Origin of the sequence: Streptomyces cahuitamycinicus (genome assembly GCF_002891435.1) — a bacterium.
GTDB lineage: Bacteria > Actinomycetota > Actinomycetes > Streptomycetales > Streptomycetaceae > Streptomyces > Streptomyces cahuitamycinicus.
In genome coordinates this window covers 1-15,279 of the sequence record NZ_POUC01000179.1, presented here as the reverse complement: position 1 = coordinate 15,279, position 15,279 = coordinate 1, and the positions used below count along the sequence as shown (strand labels likewise).

Below are 15,279 nucleotides of genomic sequence, written 5' to 3'. Positions count from 1 at the left end.
GACGTGGGGCCCGCCCGCCCGCGCCCTTTGCCCGGCGCGGGGGATTCCGAGGGAAAAGCAAAAGGAAACGACGCAGGAGCCACGGCCAATCACTGCCCAAGGAATCTCCCGCATACATTCACGCGGCGGGTAATCACATTCCCTGCTCTCGTCAACACTTTTCCATGACCGCAAACATTCCCTTTTCTCGCCCCTGCGCGGCTTGACCGGACTCGCACGCCGTTGCGAAAGTCCGCAGAGTCTCACGGCGGAACCAACGACCGCCACCCAATTCCTTGCCTCAGGGGCAGATCCGGGATGTCCGTACGATGACCACGCAACACCAGCCGGTCGACACCGGCGGCGGCACCACACTGCTGACCGAGCCGTCGGCGCAGGACTCCAGACCCGGCGGCACGGTTGTCGCCGGCCGCTCACCGGCCCGGATGGCCTGGCGGCGCATCAGGCGGGACAAGGTCACCACGGCCGCTCTGGCGGCCACCCTCGTGTTCATCTCGATCGCGCTCCTCGCGCCGGTGCTCACCGCACTGACCGGTTGGGGGCCGATCACCCCCGACAACAAGGCGATCAATCCGGACACGGGCAATTTCCCCTACGGATCGCTGGGCGGCTTCAGCGCCCAGCACCTGCTCGGCGTCGAACCGGGCACCGGTTACGACCTGTTCGCCCGCATCGTCTACGGCCTGCGCACCTCCCTCTACGTGGGATTCGCCTCGGCCGTGCTGTCGACCGCGGTCGGTGTCGTGGCCGGGCTCGCCGCCGGCTACTTCGGCGGCTGGGTGGATTCCCTACTCTCGCGGATCATGGACGTGATGCTGGCGTTCCCGCAGCTGCTGTTCATCATCGCGCTCACCCCGGTGATCCAGAACGCGCTGCAGACCGACAGCCACGGCGGCACCGACGAGAACCTCCGTCTGTTCGTCCTGGTCCTCAACATCTCGGTCTTCGCCTGGGCGTACACCGCACGCCTGGTGCGCGGGCAGGTGCTGTCCCTGCGCGAGCGGGAGTTCGTCGACGCCGCACGGCTGATGAGCGCCGGCCGCCGGCACATCCTCTTCCGGCAGCTGCTGCCCAACCTGTGGGCGCCGATCCTCATCTCCTTCGCGCTCGCCGTCCCGCAGAACATCACCACCGAGGCGGCCCTGTCCTACCTGGGCGTCGGCGTGATCCCGCCCAACCCCGACTGGGGCGCCCTGCTGTCGGACGCCTCCCAGTTCTTCCTGCAGGACCCGATGTACCTCGTCGTGCCCGGCGTCCTGCTCCTCGTCCTGGTCCTGGCGCTCAATCTCCTGGGGGACGGCGTCCGGGACGCCCTGGACCCCCGCGCCCGGCGCGGCTGACACCAGCCACCCCCCGAGTATCGGCCCGACGGCCCCACGAGCGGCCGGCGAGCCCGTAGCAAGAAACGGAGTTTCATCAATGACGCGCAGCACGCGCAGCACGCGCAGATCGCGCACGGTCGCTCTCACGGCCTCAGCCGTGATGATCGCCCTGGGGGCCACCGCATGCGGAGGGTCCTCCGGCAGCAGCGGCAGCGGCGCCCCCGGCAAGGGCGGCACACTGACCATCCTCGACAAGGCGGACTTCGACCACCTGGACCCCCAGCGCGTCTACACGACCGAGGGCCAGAGCATGGACCAGGAGATCGTCCGCACCCTGACCGGCTGGGACGAGACGGGATCGGCCCCCAAGCTGGTCGGCGACCTCGCCACCGACACCGGAACACCGTCCAAGGGCGCCACCGTCTGGACCTTCCACCTCCGGCACGGCGTCAAGTACCAGGACGGCACCGAGGTCACCGCACCCGACGTCAAGTACGGCGTCGAGCGGTTCTTCTCCTCCGACATCAACGGCGGCCCGCCCTACGCGGCCCAGTGGCTCGTCGGCGGCTCCGGCTACAAGGGCCCCTACAAGGGCAAGGACCTGGGCTCCATCCAGACGCCGGACAAGTACACCATCGTCTTCCATCTGAACCAGCCGGTGGCCGACTTCAACGAGACCACCACGATGACCGGCTGGTCGGCCGTGCCCAAGTCCCATGACACCGGCTCGACCTACGACACCCATGTGTGGGCCGACGGACCGTACATGATCAAGTCGTACACCAAGAACAAGGAACTGGTCCTCACCAGGAACAGCCACTGGGCGCAGCCGACCGACCCGATCCGGCAGCAGAACGTCGACGGGATGAACGTCCGGTTCGGCCAGGACGAGTCGGCCATCGACCAGCAGATCAAGGCCGACGCCGGCACCGCCCAGACGTCGATCCAGCAGTGGCCGATCGCGGGCTCGGACCTGGCTCAGCTGGCCAACGACCCCTCACTGAAGAGCCGTTACTACAAGATCCCCGCCCCGGGCATCAACTACCTGGCCATCAACACCACCCGCGTGAAGAACCTGAAGGTCCGTCAGGCGATCGAGTACGCCATCGACAAGACCACGGTCCGTGGCGCCTTCGGCGGCTCCGCCTACGGTGACTACGCCACCACCATGCTGAGCCCCGGCATCGGCGGCTACAACAAGTTCAACCTGTACAGCGCCAACCCGGCGGGCAACCTGGCCAAGGCCAAGCAGCTGATGAAGCAGGCGGGCAGCCCGAAGCCGACCATGTCGATCGCGGTGGAGAACACCCCCACCGAGGAGCACTTCGCCGACGCCGTGAAGACCGCGCTGGAGCGCATCGGCATCACGGTGAACATCACCCCGATCGACGCGTCGAGCTACTTCAGCACCATCAACAACACCAAGAACCAGTACGACCTGACCTGGGGCGACTGGATCGCCGACTGGCCGAACGCCTCCACCGTGCTCCCCACCCTCTTCGACGGCCGGCTGATCAAGAAGAACCCGCAGGCCAACCAGGACCTGTCCTACCTGAACGACCCGAAGGTCAACGCGCTGATCGACAAGGCCGCCAAGACGGCCGACGTCAAGCAGCGCAACGTCACCTACGGCCAGGTCGACCAGCAGGTCCTGAAGGACGCCGCCGTGGTCCCGCTGATGTACATGAACTTCAGCGAGATGTCCGGCTCCAAGGTCGGCGGGGTCATCCTCGACCCGATCGTGGCCGAGCCGAGCCTGGTCCACGTCTACGTCAAGCACTGACGCCCCTCTTCTCGACCCCGCCGGCGGCCCCGGCCGCCGGCGGGCATCCCACTCACGTCAGGTCCCGGCACCCCATGTTTCGTTACCTCATCAGACGCCTGCTGGCAGCGGCCCTGATCATGCTGGTGATCACCACGATCACCTTCTTCATCTTCTTCGCGCTGCCGTCCGACCCCGCACTCCTGGCCTGCGGAAAGACCTGCTCGCCCTCGCGCCTCGCGGAGATCAAGCACTCGCTGGGCCTGGACCAGAGCTACCTGACCCAGTACTGGGAGTTCCTCAAGGGACTGGTCGCCGGCCGCGACTTCGGTGACCAGAGCGTGCGCATCCACTGCGGCGCGCCCTGTCTCGGCGTCTCCTTCCAGACCGACACCCCCGTCCTGACCACCCTGCTGTCGGACTTCCCGGCGGACCTCTCCCTCGGTCTCGGCGCCGCGGTGGCCTTCCTGGTCCTGGGCGTCGGTCTCGGCACCGTCGCAGCGGTGCGCCGCGGCAGGGCCGCCGACAAGGCGGCGGTGGGACTCGCCCTGTTCGGAGTCTCGGTGCAGATCTACTTCATCGGTCTCCTCCTGCTGTACCTCTTCGTCGACAAGTTCCAGATCCTGCCGGCCTCCGGCTACACCTCGATCACCGAGGACCCGGCCGGCTGGTTCAAGGGCCTGATCCTGCCGTGGACCACCCTCGTCATCGTCTACCTCGCGATGTACACCCGGCTCACCCGCTCCTCCATGCTGGACGTCTTCGCCGAGGACTACATGCGCACCGCCCGCGCCAAGGGCCTGCCGGCCGCCACCGTCGTCCTCAAGCACGGGCTGCGGGCCGCCATCACCCCCATCATCACCATCTTCGGCATGGACGTCGGCTCCCTGATCGGCGGCTCCGCGGTCATCACCGAGTCGGTGTTCGGCATCAACGGCATCGGCAAGCTCGCCGTCGACTCCGTCCAGAACTCCGATCTGCCGGTCATCCTCGGCACCACGCTCTTCGCCGCGACGTTCGTCGTCCTCGCCAACGTCGTCGTCGACCTCGTGTACGGCCTCGTCGACCCGCGTGTGCGCCTCGCCTGAGCCCTTCCTCTTCCTCAGCGTCCTTAGGAACACCCGTGTCCGTTCAGACCTCACCGCAGCCCGCGGACGTCACACCCGCGCCCGCACCCTTCCTCGACGTACGCGACCTGAAGGTGCACTTCCCGACCGAGGACGGCCTCGTCAAGTCCGTCGACGGCGTCTCCTTCACCCTGGAGAAGGGCAGGACCCTCGGCATCGTCGGCGAGTCCGGCTCCGGCAAGTCGGTGACCTCACTGGCCCTGCTCGGACTGCACAAGGGCACCCGCGCCCAGGTCAGCGGCGAGATCTGGCTGGAGGGCAGGGAACTCGTCGCCCTGCCCGAGGCCGGGATGCGCGCCCTGCGCGGTCGCACGGTCTCCATGATCTTCCAGGACCCGCTGTCGGCGCTGCATCCCTTCTTCACCGTCGGCTCGCAGATCGCCGAGGCCTACCGGGTGCACCACAAGGTCTCCAGGAAGGAGGCCAGGGGCCGGGCGGTGGACATGCTGAAGCGGGTCGGCATCCCGCAGCCCGAGCGCCGCGTCAGGGATTACCCGCACCAGTTCTCCGGTGGCATGCGCCAGCGCGCCATGATCGCGATGTCGCTGGTGTGCGACCCGGAGCTGCTCATCGCCGACGAGCCCACCACCGCCCTGGACGTCACCGTCCAGGCACAGATCCTGGACCTGATCCGCGACCTGCAGGAGGAGTTCGGCTCCGCCGTCGTCATCATCACGCACGACCTCGGCGTGGTCGCCGACGTCGCCGACGACATCCTGGTGATGTACGGCGGCCGCCGCATCGAGTACGGCACCACCCGCGACGTCCTCAAGGACCCCCAGCACCCCTACACCTGGGGCCTGTTGCAGTCCATGCCGCACCTCAGTGGCGACGTCGGCGAACGGCTCAACCCGATCCCCGGCAGCCCGCCGAGCCTGATCAACCTGCCGGACGGCTGCGCCTTCCACCCCCGCTGCGGCTACAAGGGCTGGGTACCGCAGGGCCGTTGCACGGCGGAGCGTCCCGAGCTGCGTCTCGTCTCCGGCGGCGAGCGGCACCTCGCCGCGTGCCATCTCAGCGACGACGCCAAGCAGGAGATCCGCGGCGGGGACGGTCCGGACGGCCGGGGCGCCGCAGCCGCACGGGCCGCGCAGTGACGGCGGCGGACGAAAGGGAACATGCCGTGAGCACCACCGAGCCCGGCACCGGGCAGAGCACCGACCGCCTCGCCGCCGAGAACCTCCTGGAGGTACGCGGACTGCAGAAGCACTTTCCCCTCCGGCAGGGCATCCTCTTCCAGCGGCAGATCGGGGCCGTCCGCGCCGTCGACGGCATCGACTTCTCGGTCGGGCCCGGCGAGTCGCTGGGCCTGGTGGGCGAGTCCGGCTGCGGCAAGTCGACCACGGGCCGGCTGATCACCCGGCTGCTCGAACCCACCGGTGGTTCCGTCGTATTCGACGGCGAGGACATCACGCACCGGTCGCCCGGGCGGATGCAGGAGGCCCGGCGCGACCTCCAGATGATCTTCCAGGACCCGTACTCGTCGCTGAACCCCCGGCACACCGTCGGTACCATCGTCGAGACGCCGATGCGGCTCAACGGCATCAACCCGCCCCAGGGGCACAAGAAGCGCGCCCAGGAACTCCTGGAGACGGTGGGCCTCAACCCCGAGCACTACAACCGCTATCCGAACGAGTTCTCCGGCGGCCAGCGCCAGCGCATCGGCATCGCCCGCGCCCTTGCCCTGCGGCCGAAGCTGATCGTGGCCGACGAGCCGGTGTCGGCGCTGGACGTCTCCATCCAGGCACAGGTCGTCAACCTGCTCCAGGACCTCCAGCGGGAGTTCGGCATCGCCTTCGTCTTCATCGCCCACGACCTGGCCGTGGTGCGGCACTTCTCCGAGCGGGTCGCCGTGATGTACCTCGGCAAGATCGTGGAGGTCGCCGAGCGGGAGTCGCTCTACACCCGGCCCCGACACCCCTACACGCACGCGCTGCTGTCCGCCGTACCCGAGGCGGACCCGGACGCCGTCGAGCGGCGCGAACGCATCCGGCTGGCCGGGGACGTGCCGTCCCCGATCGACCCGCCCTCCGGCTGCCGCTTCCGCACCCGCTGCTGGAAGGCACAGGACAAGTGCGCCACCGTGGAACCGCCCCTGACCAGGGCTGAGGGCAGCCCCACGGGCCATCTCACCGCCTGCCACTATCCCGAGGAGCCCACGGTCACCGCGCGCGAAGAGGACATCGTCCTGGACCCGGCGCTCGGCTAGTAGTGCTGCGTTACGGGGGCGATGCCGCCGTGGCTGTGCCCTGGCACGGGCGCGGCGTGCGCCCCGCCGCCCATGTCCGTGACGTCCCCGCCCGACGCCCCGGTGCCGGGCGAAGACCTCCGGCCAGGAGCTTCAGCATGTGCTCGGGCAGCGGCCGCTTCCGTCCCCACGCCGGGCCGGGGCGCGGGACTTCCCCCCGACCGCTCGGCCGGGGGCGGAGCCGTCAGCCGGCCGCGTAGTTGCGCAGGAACAGCGCCTCCGCCACCGACAGCCGCTCCAGCTCGTCGGGGGACACGCTCTCGTTCACCGCGTGGATCTGCGCCTCCGGCTCGCTCAGCCCGATGAGCAGGATCTCCGCACGCGGGTAGAGGGCGGCCAGCGTGTTGCACAGCGGAATGGAACCGCCCTGTCCCGCGTACTGCATCTCCTGGCCCGGGTAGGCGACCGCCATCGCCGCCGCCATGGCCTGGTACGCCGGACTGCCGGTGTCGGCGCGGAACGCCTGGCCCTCACCGATCTGCTCGGTGCTCACCCGCGCGCCCCACGGCGTGTGCGCCTCCAGGTGCGCCTGGAGCAGCTTGGTCGCCTCGCCCGCGTCCACCCCCGGCGGCACCCGCAGACTGACCAGCGCCCGGGCACACGCCTGCACGGACGGGGTGGCCCCGACGACCGGCGGGCAGTCGATGCCGATGACCGTGACGGCCGGACGCGCCCAGATCCGGTCGGCGACCGTCCCGGACCCGGTCAGCTCCACACCGTCGAGCACCTTGGCGTCCCGCCGGAACTGCTCCTCCGTGTACTCCAGCCCCTCCCAGGCCGGGCCCCCGGAGAGCCCCTCGACGGTCGTCGAACCGTCCTCGGCGCGCAGCGAGTCCAGGACCCGGATCAGCGCGGCCAGCGCGTCGGGCGCCGCGCCGCCGAACTGGCCCGAGTGCAGGTTGCCCGCGAGCGTGTCGATCCGCACGCGGACGAGGGTCATACCGCGCAGGGTGGAGGTCACGGTCGGCAGGCCGGCGCGGAAGTTGCCCGCGTCGCCGATGACGATCGTGTCCGCCGCGAGCAGCTCCGGGTGCTCCTCGGCGTACCGCTCCAGACCGCCGGTGCCCATCTCCTCGGAGCCCTCGGCGATCACCTTGACGCCGACGGGGATCCCGCCGTTCGCCTTCAGCGCGCGCAGCGCCAGCAGGTGCATGATCACACCGCCCTTGCAGTCGGCGGCCCCGCGCCCGTACCAGCGCCCGTCCCGCTCGGTCAGCTCGAACGGCGGCGTCGTCCAGGCGGCCTCGTCCAGCGGCGGCTGCACGTCGTAGTGGGCGTAGAGCAGGACGGTCTTGGAGCCCGCCGGGCCGGGCAGGTAGCCGTAGACCGACTGCGTGCCGTCGGGGGTGTCGAGCAGGGCCACGTCCTGGAAGCCCTCGCCGGCGAGCGCGTCCGCGACCCAGCGGGCGGCACCCTCGCTCTCGCTCCTCGGGAACTGGTCGAAATCCGCCACCGACCGGAAGGCCACCAGTTCGGTGAGCTCCTCCTTCGCCCTGGGCATCAGCGAAGCGACGGTCTCGGCGACCGGATTCGACGACATGGGCACGCTCCTCGTGGGTGCGACGTTGTACGGATGCGTACGTATCGGTACGCGGTGATCGTGTGGTGTGGGCGGGGCCCCGTGTAAGGGCCAGCCACGTCGGCGATCCTCCCACAGCGGCCTGCGGTGACCGCCGCCGTAGGATGCGGGAGACAGCGGCAGGCGGCTTGATCGGGAGCAGTAGACCATCGTGAGCAGCGAGAACTCTTCGGCGGACGACGTGCGGCAGGTGTGGGACGTCGTCGTGGTGGGCGCGGGACCGGCGGGCGCTTCGGCCGCCTATGCGGCGGCGGTGGCCGGCAGACGCGTGCTGCTGCTGGAGAAGGCCGAACTGCCGCGGTACAAGACGTGCGGCGGCGGCATCATCGGCCCCTCGCGCGACGCCCTTCCGCCCGGCTTCGAGCTGCCGTTCAGGGACCGGGTGTACGCGGTGACGTTCTCCAACAACGGCCGGTTCACGCGCACACGCCGCTCGAAGCAGATGCTGTTCGGGCTGATCAACCGGCCCGAGTTCGACCAGCAGCTGGTCGAGCACGCGCAGAAGGCGGGCGCCGAGCTGCGCACGGGCGTCACGGTCCAGCGGGTCGAGCAGCACGGCTCGGCGGTGCCGGACCGGCGCACGGTCGCCGTGGTCCTGCAGGGCGGCGAGGTCGTGCTCGCGCGGGCCGTCGTCGGGGCGGACGGCAGCGCCAGCCGCATAGGGGCGCATGTCGGGGTCAAGCTGGGTCAGGTGGATCTCGGCCTGGAGGCGGAGATCCCGGTGCCGGAGACCGTCGCCGAGGACTGGAAGGGCCGGGTGCTCCTCGACTGGGGCCCCATGCCCGGCAGTTACGGCTGGGTCTTCCCCAAGGGGGACACCCTGACGGTCGGGGTGATCTCCGCTCGCGGCGAAGGCGCCGCGACCAAGCGGTACTTGGAGGAGTTCATCGGCCGCCTGGGCCTCGCCGGCTTCGAACCCGCCATCTCCTCGGGGCATTTGACGCGGTGCCGCGCCGACGACTCGCCGCTCTCGCGCGGGCGGGTACTGGTGTGCGGCGACGCCGCGGGACTGCTGGAGCCGTGGACCCGTGAGGGCATTTCCTTCGCGTTGCGCTCCGGCCGGCTCGCGGGGGAGTGGGCGGTGCGGATCGCCGAGGCGCACGACGCCGTGGACACGCGCCGGCAGGCTCTCAACTACGCGTTCGCCGTCAAGGCCGGGCTCGGGGTGGAGATGAGCGTCGGCAAGCGGCTGCTGACGGCGTTCGAGCGCCGTCCCGGGGTGTTCCACATGGCGCTGACGAGCTTGCGCCCCGCGTGGAGGGCGTTCAAGGAGATCACGCAGGGTTCGACGTCGCTGGGTGAGATCGTCCGCACGTATCCGGTGGCCCAGCGGGCCCTGACCGCGCTGGACCGCCGTCCCGCCGCGGGCGGCGAGGTCAGCGCGTCGGAGTGATCTCGAAGACCGGGTGGTCGGGGGCGATGCGGCGCAGCTCGGCGTCCGGGGAGTCAGGACCGACTCCGTTGAAGAAGACCCCGACCTCCGCCTTCCAGCGTTTGAGGTAGGCGCGCAGGATCGGAGCCTTGTCGTCGTCGCCCACCTCGGCCGCGGTGAAGGTGTCCACGCGCTTGCCGAGGTGCAGTTCGCCGCCGCCCGCGGCGCGCATGTTGTGCGTCCACTGCACATGGCCGCGGGGGGCGACCAGGTACTGTCTGCCGTCCAGGGTCAGCAGGTTGACCGGGGTGGTGCGCCACTGGCCGCTCTTGCGGCCGCGGACGGCGAGGACACGGGAGCCCCAGACGCTGATGCCGCGGCGGGTCATCCAGGCCACGATGCGGTTGAAGACGTTGACGGTGAACCAGCCGGGCTTCTGCACGTGCGTGGACATGGGTCCCCCTCGGGTGCGGCGAAGCGGCACTCTCCTCTGTGAGCACTGCTCTCGCTCTCTCTGGTGTCAGTGTGCACGAGGTCGTCACGCCGATGCAAGAGCACTGCTCTCGTTTTTGTTCACTGCTCTGTTCTGTGTGCACTGCTCTGTTCTCGTGGGAGACTGCCCGGTATGAGCACCGCACACGGCGCCCGTGCCCGGGCCAGGATCGAAGTCACCGCGGCCATCAAGGAGGAGGCGCGCAGACAGCTCGCGGCGGAGGGGGCCGCCCGGCTCTCCCTGCGGGCCGTGGCTCGTGAGCTCGGCATGGTCTCCTCCGCGCTGTACCGCTACTTCCCCAGCCGTGACGACCTGCTGACCGCTCTCATCATCGACGCCTACGACTCCCTCGGTGAGAGCGCCGAGGGGGCCCACGACGCGGCGGCCTCCCCCTTCGAGCGCTGGATCACGGTCTGTGAAGCGGTGCGCGGCTGGGCGCTGGACCATCCGCACGAGTACGCGCTGATCTACGGATCGCCCGTCCCCGGCTACACGGCCCCCGACACCACCGTTCCGGCCGCCGCCCGCGTCGGCCTGCTGCTCATCGGCATCGCCCGCGACGCCCACCAGGGCCCGGCTCCCGACCGGCCCGCGCTGGCGGACGACCTCCGTCCGGAGGCCGAGCGCATGGCCGCCGACCTCGCCCCCGACCTCCCCCCGGGGGCCGTGACGGCCCTCGTCGCGGCCTGGGCCCAGCTGTACGGGCTGGTCGGCTTCGAGCTGTTCGGCCAGTTCAACCGCGTGGTGGAGGACCGGGAGACGTTCTTCCGGCACGCTGTGGGGCGACTCGCCCTGGGGGTGGGGCTGGTGCCCGGTCCCGGGTAGACCGCCGGGCCGGTGATCGCGCGTACTTCCCGAGGAGTACGCGCGACCGCCACGCCGGGGTGACGCGGCTGCGGGGGCGTGACGTCTAGCGTGGCCGGTATGGACGAGCAGCGTGCGCGGGGCGGTCCGCCGCAATGGTGGCGGCACGGACCCGCGTGGTGGGACCGGTGGGAGGGGCGGGCGCCCCGGTGGCCCTGGCGGTCCACCGCGCTCGTGACCGTGTTCGTCCTGGCCGGGTCGAACTTCGCCGCCCACGGGCAGCAGGGCGAACGGGCGGAACCGGACGTCTTCGCCCGGGTCCTGCTGCTGGTGGCCGGAGGGCTGCTGCTGTGGCGGAAGCGGCACCCGGTGGCGGTCGTGTTCGGCACGGCGGCTGCCGTCATGGTCTACCTGGGGGCCGGGTATCCCTACGGGCCGGTGCTCTTCACCGTCGCGCTGGCCTGCTTCAGTGCCATCGTCACCGGTCACCGCCGGGCGGCGTGGGCCGCCATGGGCCTGCTCTGGGCCGGGCACGTCCTGATCGCGCACTGGCTCTTCGCATGGCTGCCGCCCCCGGGGGACTCCGCCGTCTCCTGGGGCGGGGAGATCGTGGTGGCCACCTGGGTGGTGGCCATCGCGGCGGTGTCGGAGCTGTTCCGGGTGCGGCGCGAACAGTGGGTCCGGGAGCGGGCGGAGAGGGCGGAGGCCGCGCGGCGGCGGGCCGGCGAGGAACGGCTGCGGATCGCGCGGGAGCTGCACGACGTCCTCGCCCACAGCATCTCCGTCATCAACGTGCAGGCGGGGGTCGGCCTCGCGCTCCTCGACACCGACCCCGAGCAGGCCCGTACGGCCCTTACCACGATCAAGGACCAGAGCAAGGAGGCGCTCGGCGAGGTACGCCAGGTGCTCGACACGCTGCGCGCCCCCGGTGACGCGCCGCGCGCCCCCGCGCCCGGGCTCGGCCGGCTGCCCGAACTGGTGGAGCAGGCCGCGGGCGCGGGCCTCACGGTGGACGTCGAGGGGAAGCCGCCGCGCCTCGCCCCCGGCACGGACCTCGCCGCCTTCCGGATCGTCCAGGAGGCCCTGACCAACGTCGTACGGCACTCGGGTTCGCGGGACGCGCGTGTGCACCTCGCGCACGACGAGGGTGTGCTGCGGCTGCGCGTGGACGACGACGGGCCCGCGACCGGGGACGACGCGGGCGGCAGCGGCAACGGGCTCGCGGGCATGCGGGAGCGGGCCGCCGCCCTGGGTGGCACCATCGAGGCGGGCCCCCGCCCGGACGGCGGATTCCGGGTGCTCGCCGTACTGCCGCTGACGCCGTCCGCCCGCACGTCTCCCGGACCGACACAGGAGGACCGGTGATCCGCGTACTGCTCGCCGATGACCAGGCACTGGTACGGGCGGGGTTCCGGGCGCTGCTCGACGCACAGCCCGACATCGAGGTGGCCGCGGAGGCCGCCGACGGTGCGGAGGCCGTGCGCCGGGTCCGCGAACTGCGGCCCGATGTCGTCCTGATGGACATCCGCATGCCCGCCGTCGACGGCCTCGCCGCCACCCGGCAGGTCACCGGCGACCCCGGCCTGAAGGACGTCAGGGTCGTCATGCTCACCACGTTCGAGCTCGACGAGTACGTCTTCGAGGCGATCCGCTCCGGCGCCTCCGGCTTCCTGGTCAAGGACACCGAGCCGGACGAACTCCTGCGCGCGGTCAGGGCGGTGGTGGCGGGCGACGCGCTGCTGTCGCCGGGAGTGACGCGGCGGCTGATCTCCGAGTTCGCCTCCCGCTCCAAGGAACCGGAGGCCGCCGGCGCCCTGGACCGGCTCACCGAGCGGGAGCGCGAGGTGATGGCGCTGGTAGGGATCGGCCTGTCCAACGAGGAGATCGCCCGCCGTCTGGTCGTCAGCCCGCTCACCGCGAAGACCCACGTCAGCCGCACGATGGTGAAGCTCGGCGCCCGCGACCGGGCCCAACTGGTGGTTCTCGCCTACGAGTCGGGACTGGTGCGGCCGGGCTGGCTGGGCTGACCCGCCGTCCGGAACCGGAGCAGCACACCGACGACCCGGGCGGCGAAGAGCACCGGCGCGAGCACCGGACCGGCGAGCGGCAGCAGGTGCTCCGCCGTGTCCGGCAGGTCGAAGAGCACCGCGGGCCCGGCCACGGCTCCGAACACCACCGCCGCCGCGAAGGCCGCACTGCACGGTGCGGTACCTCGAGGGACGGGAAGGCCAGCGCGAAGCCGGAGCCGACCAGCAGCATCGTCGGCAGGATCACCGCCGCGTAGACCGGGTCGAGGTCGATGCGCACAGGGCGATCAGCGCGATGGGGGCGGGCAGGAGCATCGTGCGCCTGCATGAGATGCAGGTGCATTTAATTCAGGCGATCTCGGTTCTCTGTTACGGTGCGGCGCATGGCTCAGCAGGCCGAACAGGCGCTCGTGGAACAGTGGCGGGACATACTGGCGCTGCATGCGCGTACGCAGTGCGAACTCGACCGCGCGCTGCACGGCCACGGTCTGTGCGCCAGCGACTTCGAGGTGCTGGACGTCCTCGCCGGGTGCCGCACCCCGAAGGGCACGCCCTCCTACCGCGTCCAGGAGATCTCCGAGCGGGTCCACCTGAGCCAGAGCGCGCTGTCGCGGCTGATCGCCCGGCTGGAGAAGGAGGGGCTCGTCGAACGCGGCATGTGCGCGGAGGACCGGCGCGGCGTGAAGGTCTGCCTCACGGCGAAGGGGCGCGCGCTGCACGGCGATGTGCTCCCCATGCAGCGCGCGGTGCTGGCGCGGATGCTCACCGACGGCTGATCACCCGCCGACGGCTGCTCAGATCGCCGACGCCTCCCGCCACAGCGTCGCGAGTGCCCGGTCGCCCGTGGCGTTCGGCAGCGGCGCCCGGTTCCACAGCGCCAGATACAACTGCTCGGCAGGGCCGGACAGTTCGCACTCGGCCGCGCCGGAGGCGTCCCGCGTCGTCACGGGCGGCTCGGGCGACAGCCGTACGGTCCACACGGCGCCGGTGTCCTCCGCGCGGACCCGCAGAACGCGCGGCTCGGGGGTGCGTACCCGGCTCCTGGAGCGGGCGTGGAAGCCGCGCAGCAGCTCGTCGATGCCGTCGGTGGCGAACTCGGGGGTCACGCCGGTGGGGCCACCGCCGCGCGCGGACTCGGCGTCGACCCGGTGCACGGCCGTCTCGTGCGCCTGCCGACGGGCCCAGAAGGCCAGCGGTGACGGCGCGGGCAGGAAGGCGAAGCACTCCACGTCGGGCGAGGCGCCGGCCAGCGTGCCGACGAGGTGCCGGTGGCTGTCGCGGTACCAGGCCACGAGTTCCGCGCCGTCCAGGTCGGCGGGTTCGGCCGGCGGGCGGCCCTCGGTGAGCTGCTCCGCGACGAACGCGGCGGCCCAGCGGTGCACGGCGCCCGTGTGCCGCAACAGGTCGCGCACCTGCCAGCCGGGACACGTCGGAACCTTGGCGTCGGTCCCGGCCTCCTCGGCGGCCGCGGCCAGCAGTCTGCCTTCAGTCTGCAGCGCCTGAAGGAACTCGGCGGTCTCCATGACGCCGAGTCTGCCGCATGCGGTGTGCTCCGGGCTCCGGGTTTTCAGGCGACGGTCACGGCAGCGGCGTCCCGCCCGTCGCGTTGACGATCTCGGCGGTGATGTACGACGCCTCCTGCGAGGCGAGAAAGACGTACGCCGGAGCCATTTCGGCGGGCTGGGCCGGCCGTCCGATGGGGGCCTGCTTGCCGAACGTCTGGGTGTCCGGCAGGGTCGCCGGGATCAGCGGCGTCCACACCGGGCCCGGCGCCACCGCGTTCACGCGGATGCCCTTCTCGATCAGCATCTGCGCCAGCCCCTGCGTGAACGTGACGATCGCGCCCTTCGTCGTCGCGTAGTCCAGCAGATGCGGACTGGGCTTGTACGCCTGCACCGACGTGGAGTTGATGATGCTGCCGCCCTCCGGGATGTGCGGCAGGGCCAGCTTGCACAGCCAGAACATGCCGTACAGGTTGGTGCGCAGCACCCGGTCGAACTGCTCGGTGGTGATCGCCTCGATGCCGTCGGGCTGGGACATCTGGTACGCCGCGTTGTTCACGAGGACGTCGATCCGGCCGAACTCGTCCACCGCACGGTCGATGAGCGCCCGGCAGTTCTCCTCCTCCCGTACGTCGCACGAGACGGGCACCGCGCGGCGGCCGGCCTCCTCGACGAGCCGGGCCGTCTCGGCGGCGTCGTCCTTCTCGTCATCCAGATGGGTGAACAGCACGTCGGCTCCCTCGCGGGCGAACGCGAGGGCGACCGCGCGGCCGATCCCGGAGTCCCCGCCGGTGATCACGGCCTTGCGGCCGGCCAGCCGGCCACTGCCCCGGTAGGACTCCTCACCGTGGTCCGGGGGCGGGTCCATCGGCCCGGTCCAGCCGGGGTGCGGCTGGTCCTGGGAGGGAAACTCCGGGGTCGGGTGCTGCTCGCCAGGGTGCTGCTGTTCGGTCACGGGTCTTCCTCCTTGTACACGTCGTACGGCCCGGTGATCGCAACGGGCGTGGCCACGGGTACCCAGGATCACCGGCATCCCCCCTGGC

15 protein-coding genes are annotated in these 15,279 nt (G+C 71.0%); 10 read left to right on the top strand and 5 right to left on the bottom strand.

Annotated elements, in window-relative coordinates:
* The first annotated feature begins 308 nt into the window (after nt 1–308).
* The 5 genes from C1J00_RS23170 to C1J00_RS23150 all read left to right on the top strand — a co-directional run bounded on the left by C1J00_RS23170 (nt 309) and on the right by C1J00_RS23150 (nt 6,420).
* Nucleotides 309–1,340 (top strand): ABC transporter permease, encoded by a 1,032-nt coding sequence (locus C1J00_RS23170; protein WP_102910985.1) that lies wholly within the window; start codon nt 309–311, stop codon nt 1,338–1,340.
* Nucleotides 1,341–1,419: 79 nt separating this feature from the next.
* On the top strand, nt 1,420–3,105 hold the full coding sequence (locus C1J00_RS23165) for an ABC transporter substrate-binding protein (RefSeq protein ID WP_102910984.1): 1,686 nt from the start codon (nt 1,420–1,422) through the stop codon (nt 3,103–3,105).
* Between the two features lie 74 nt (nt 3,106–3,179).
* Nucleotides 3,180–4,172: an ABC transporter permease gene (locus C1J00_RS23160; protein ID WP_102910983.1), complete on the top strand. Its 993-nt coding sequence runs from the start codon at nt 3,180–3,182 to the stop codon at nt 4,170–4,172.
* A gap of 35 nt (nt 4,173–4,207) precedes the next feature.
* On the top strand, nt 4,208–5,308 hold the full coding sequence (locus C1J00_RS23155) for an ABC transporter ATP-binding protein (protein WP_102910982.1): 1,101 nt from the start codon (nt 4,208–4,210) through the stop codon (nt 5,306–5,308).
* A 26-nt stretch (nt 5,309–5,334) separates the two neighbouring features.
* On the top strand, nt 5,335–6,420 hold the full coding sequence (locus C1J00_RS23150; protein WP_102910981.1) for an ABC transporter ATP-binding protein: 1,086 nt from the start codon (nt 5,335–5,337) through the stop codon (nt 6,418–6,420).
* Nucleotides 6,421–6,643: 223 nt separating this feature from the next.
* On the opposite strand, the gene C1J00_RS23145 is transcribed toward C1J00_RS23150, so the two are convergent.
* Nucleotides 6,644–7,999: a dipeptidase gene (locus C1J00_RS23145; RefSeq protein ID WP_102910980.1), complete on the bottom strand. Its 1,356-nt coding sequence runs from the start codon at nt 7,997–7,999 to the stop codon at nt 6,644–6,646.
* A 190-nt stretch (nt 8,000–8,189) separates the two neighbouring features.
* Between C1J00_RS23145 and C1J00_RS23140 the strand changes: the two genes are divergently transcribed.
* Nucleotides 8,190–9,431: a geranylgeranyl reductase family protein gene (locus C1J00_RS23140; RefSeq protein ID WP_102910979.1), complete on the top strand. Its 1,242-nt coding sequence runs from the start codon at nt 8,190–8,192 to the stop codon at nt 9,429–9,431.
* Here the strand turns inward: C1J00_RS23140 and C1J00_RS23135 are convergent.
* A complete protein-coding gene (locus C1J00_RS23135; protein ID WP_102910978.1) occupies nt 9,415–9,864 on the bottom strand; it encodes a nitroreductase family deazaflavin-dependent oxidoreductase in 450 nt (149 codons plus the stop codon). The two genes, C1J00_RS23140 and C1J00_RS23135, sit on opposite strands and share 17 nt — an antisense overlap.
* 171 nt (nt 9,865–10,035) lie before the next feature.
* Here C1J00_RS23135 and C1J00_RS23130 point away from each other — a divergent pair, with 171 nt between their 5' ends.
* The 3 genes from C1J00_RS23130 to C1J00_RS23120 all read left to right on the top strand — a co-directional run bounded on the left by C1J00_RS23130 (nt 10,036) and on the right by C1J00_RS23120 (nt 12,734).
* Nucleotides 10,036–10,728 carry a TetR/AcrR family transcriptional regulator gene (locus tag C1J00_RS23130; RefSeq protein ID WP_102910977.1) on the top strand — a complete coding sequence of 231 codons (693 nt, stop codon included), beginning with the start codon at nt 10,036–10,038 and terminating at the stop codon, nt 10,726–10,728.
* Nucleotides 10,729–10,827: 99 nt separating this feature from the next.
* Nucleotides 10,828–12,072 carry a sensor histidine kinase gene (locus tag C1J00_RS23125; protein WP_102910976.1) on the top strand — a complete coding sequence of 415 codons (1,245 nt, stop codon included), beginning with the start codon at nt 10,828–10,830 and terminating at the stop codon, nt 12,070–12,072.
* Complete coding sequence (locus C1J00_RS23120; RefSeq protein WP_102910975.1) at nt 12,069–12,734, top strand: response regulator; 666 nt, start codon at nt 12,069–12,071, stop codon at nt 12,732–12,734. Before C1J00_RS23125 ends, C1J00_RS23120 begins: the two co-directional genes overlap by 4 nt.
* Here C1J00_RS23120 and C1J00_RS23115 read toward each other — a convergent pair.
* Entirely contained in the window at nt 12,695–12,883 is a 189-nt protein-coding gene (locus C1J00_RS23115; RefSeq protein ID WP_102910974.1) for a DUF6332 family protein, read from the bottom strand. The genes C1J00_RS23120 and C1J00_RS23115 overlap by 40 nt on opposite strands.
* 234 nt (nt 12,884–13,117) lie before the next feature.
* Between C1J00_RS23115 and C1J00_RS23110 the strand changes: the two genes are divergently transcribed.
* Complete coding sequence (locus tag C1J00_RS23110; protein ID WP_102910973.1) at nt 13,118–13,510, top strand: MarR family winged helix-turn-helix transcriptional regulator; 393 nt, start codon at nt 13,118–13,120, stop codon at nt 13,508–13,510.
* An 18-nt stretch (nt 13,511–13,528) separates the two neighbouring features.
* On the opposite strand, the gene C1J00_RS23105 is transcribed toward C1J00_RS23110, so the two are convergent.
* Both C1J00_RS23105 and C1J00_RS23100 read right to left on the bottom strand, forming a co-directional pair.
* Complete coding sequence (locus C1J00_RS23105; protein ID WP_102910972.1) at nt 13,529–14,257, bottom strand: maleylpyruvate isomerase family mycothiol-dependent enzyme; 729 nt, start codon at nt 14,255–14,257, stop codon at nt 13,529–13,531.
* Between the two features lie 55 nt (nt 14,258–14,312).
* Entirely contained in the window at nt 14,313–15,191 is an 879-nt protein-coding gene (locus C1J00_RS23100; protein WP_102910971.1) for an SDR family oxidoreductase, read from the bottom strand.
* Nucleotides 15,192–15,279 lie beyond the last annotated feature (88 nt).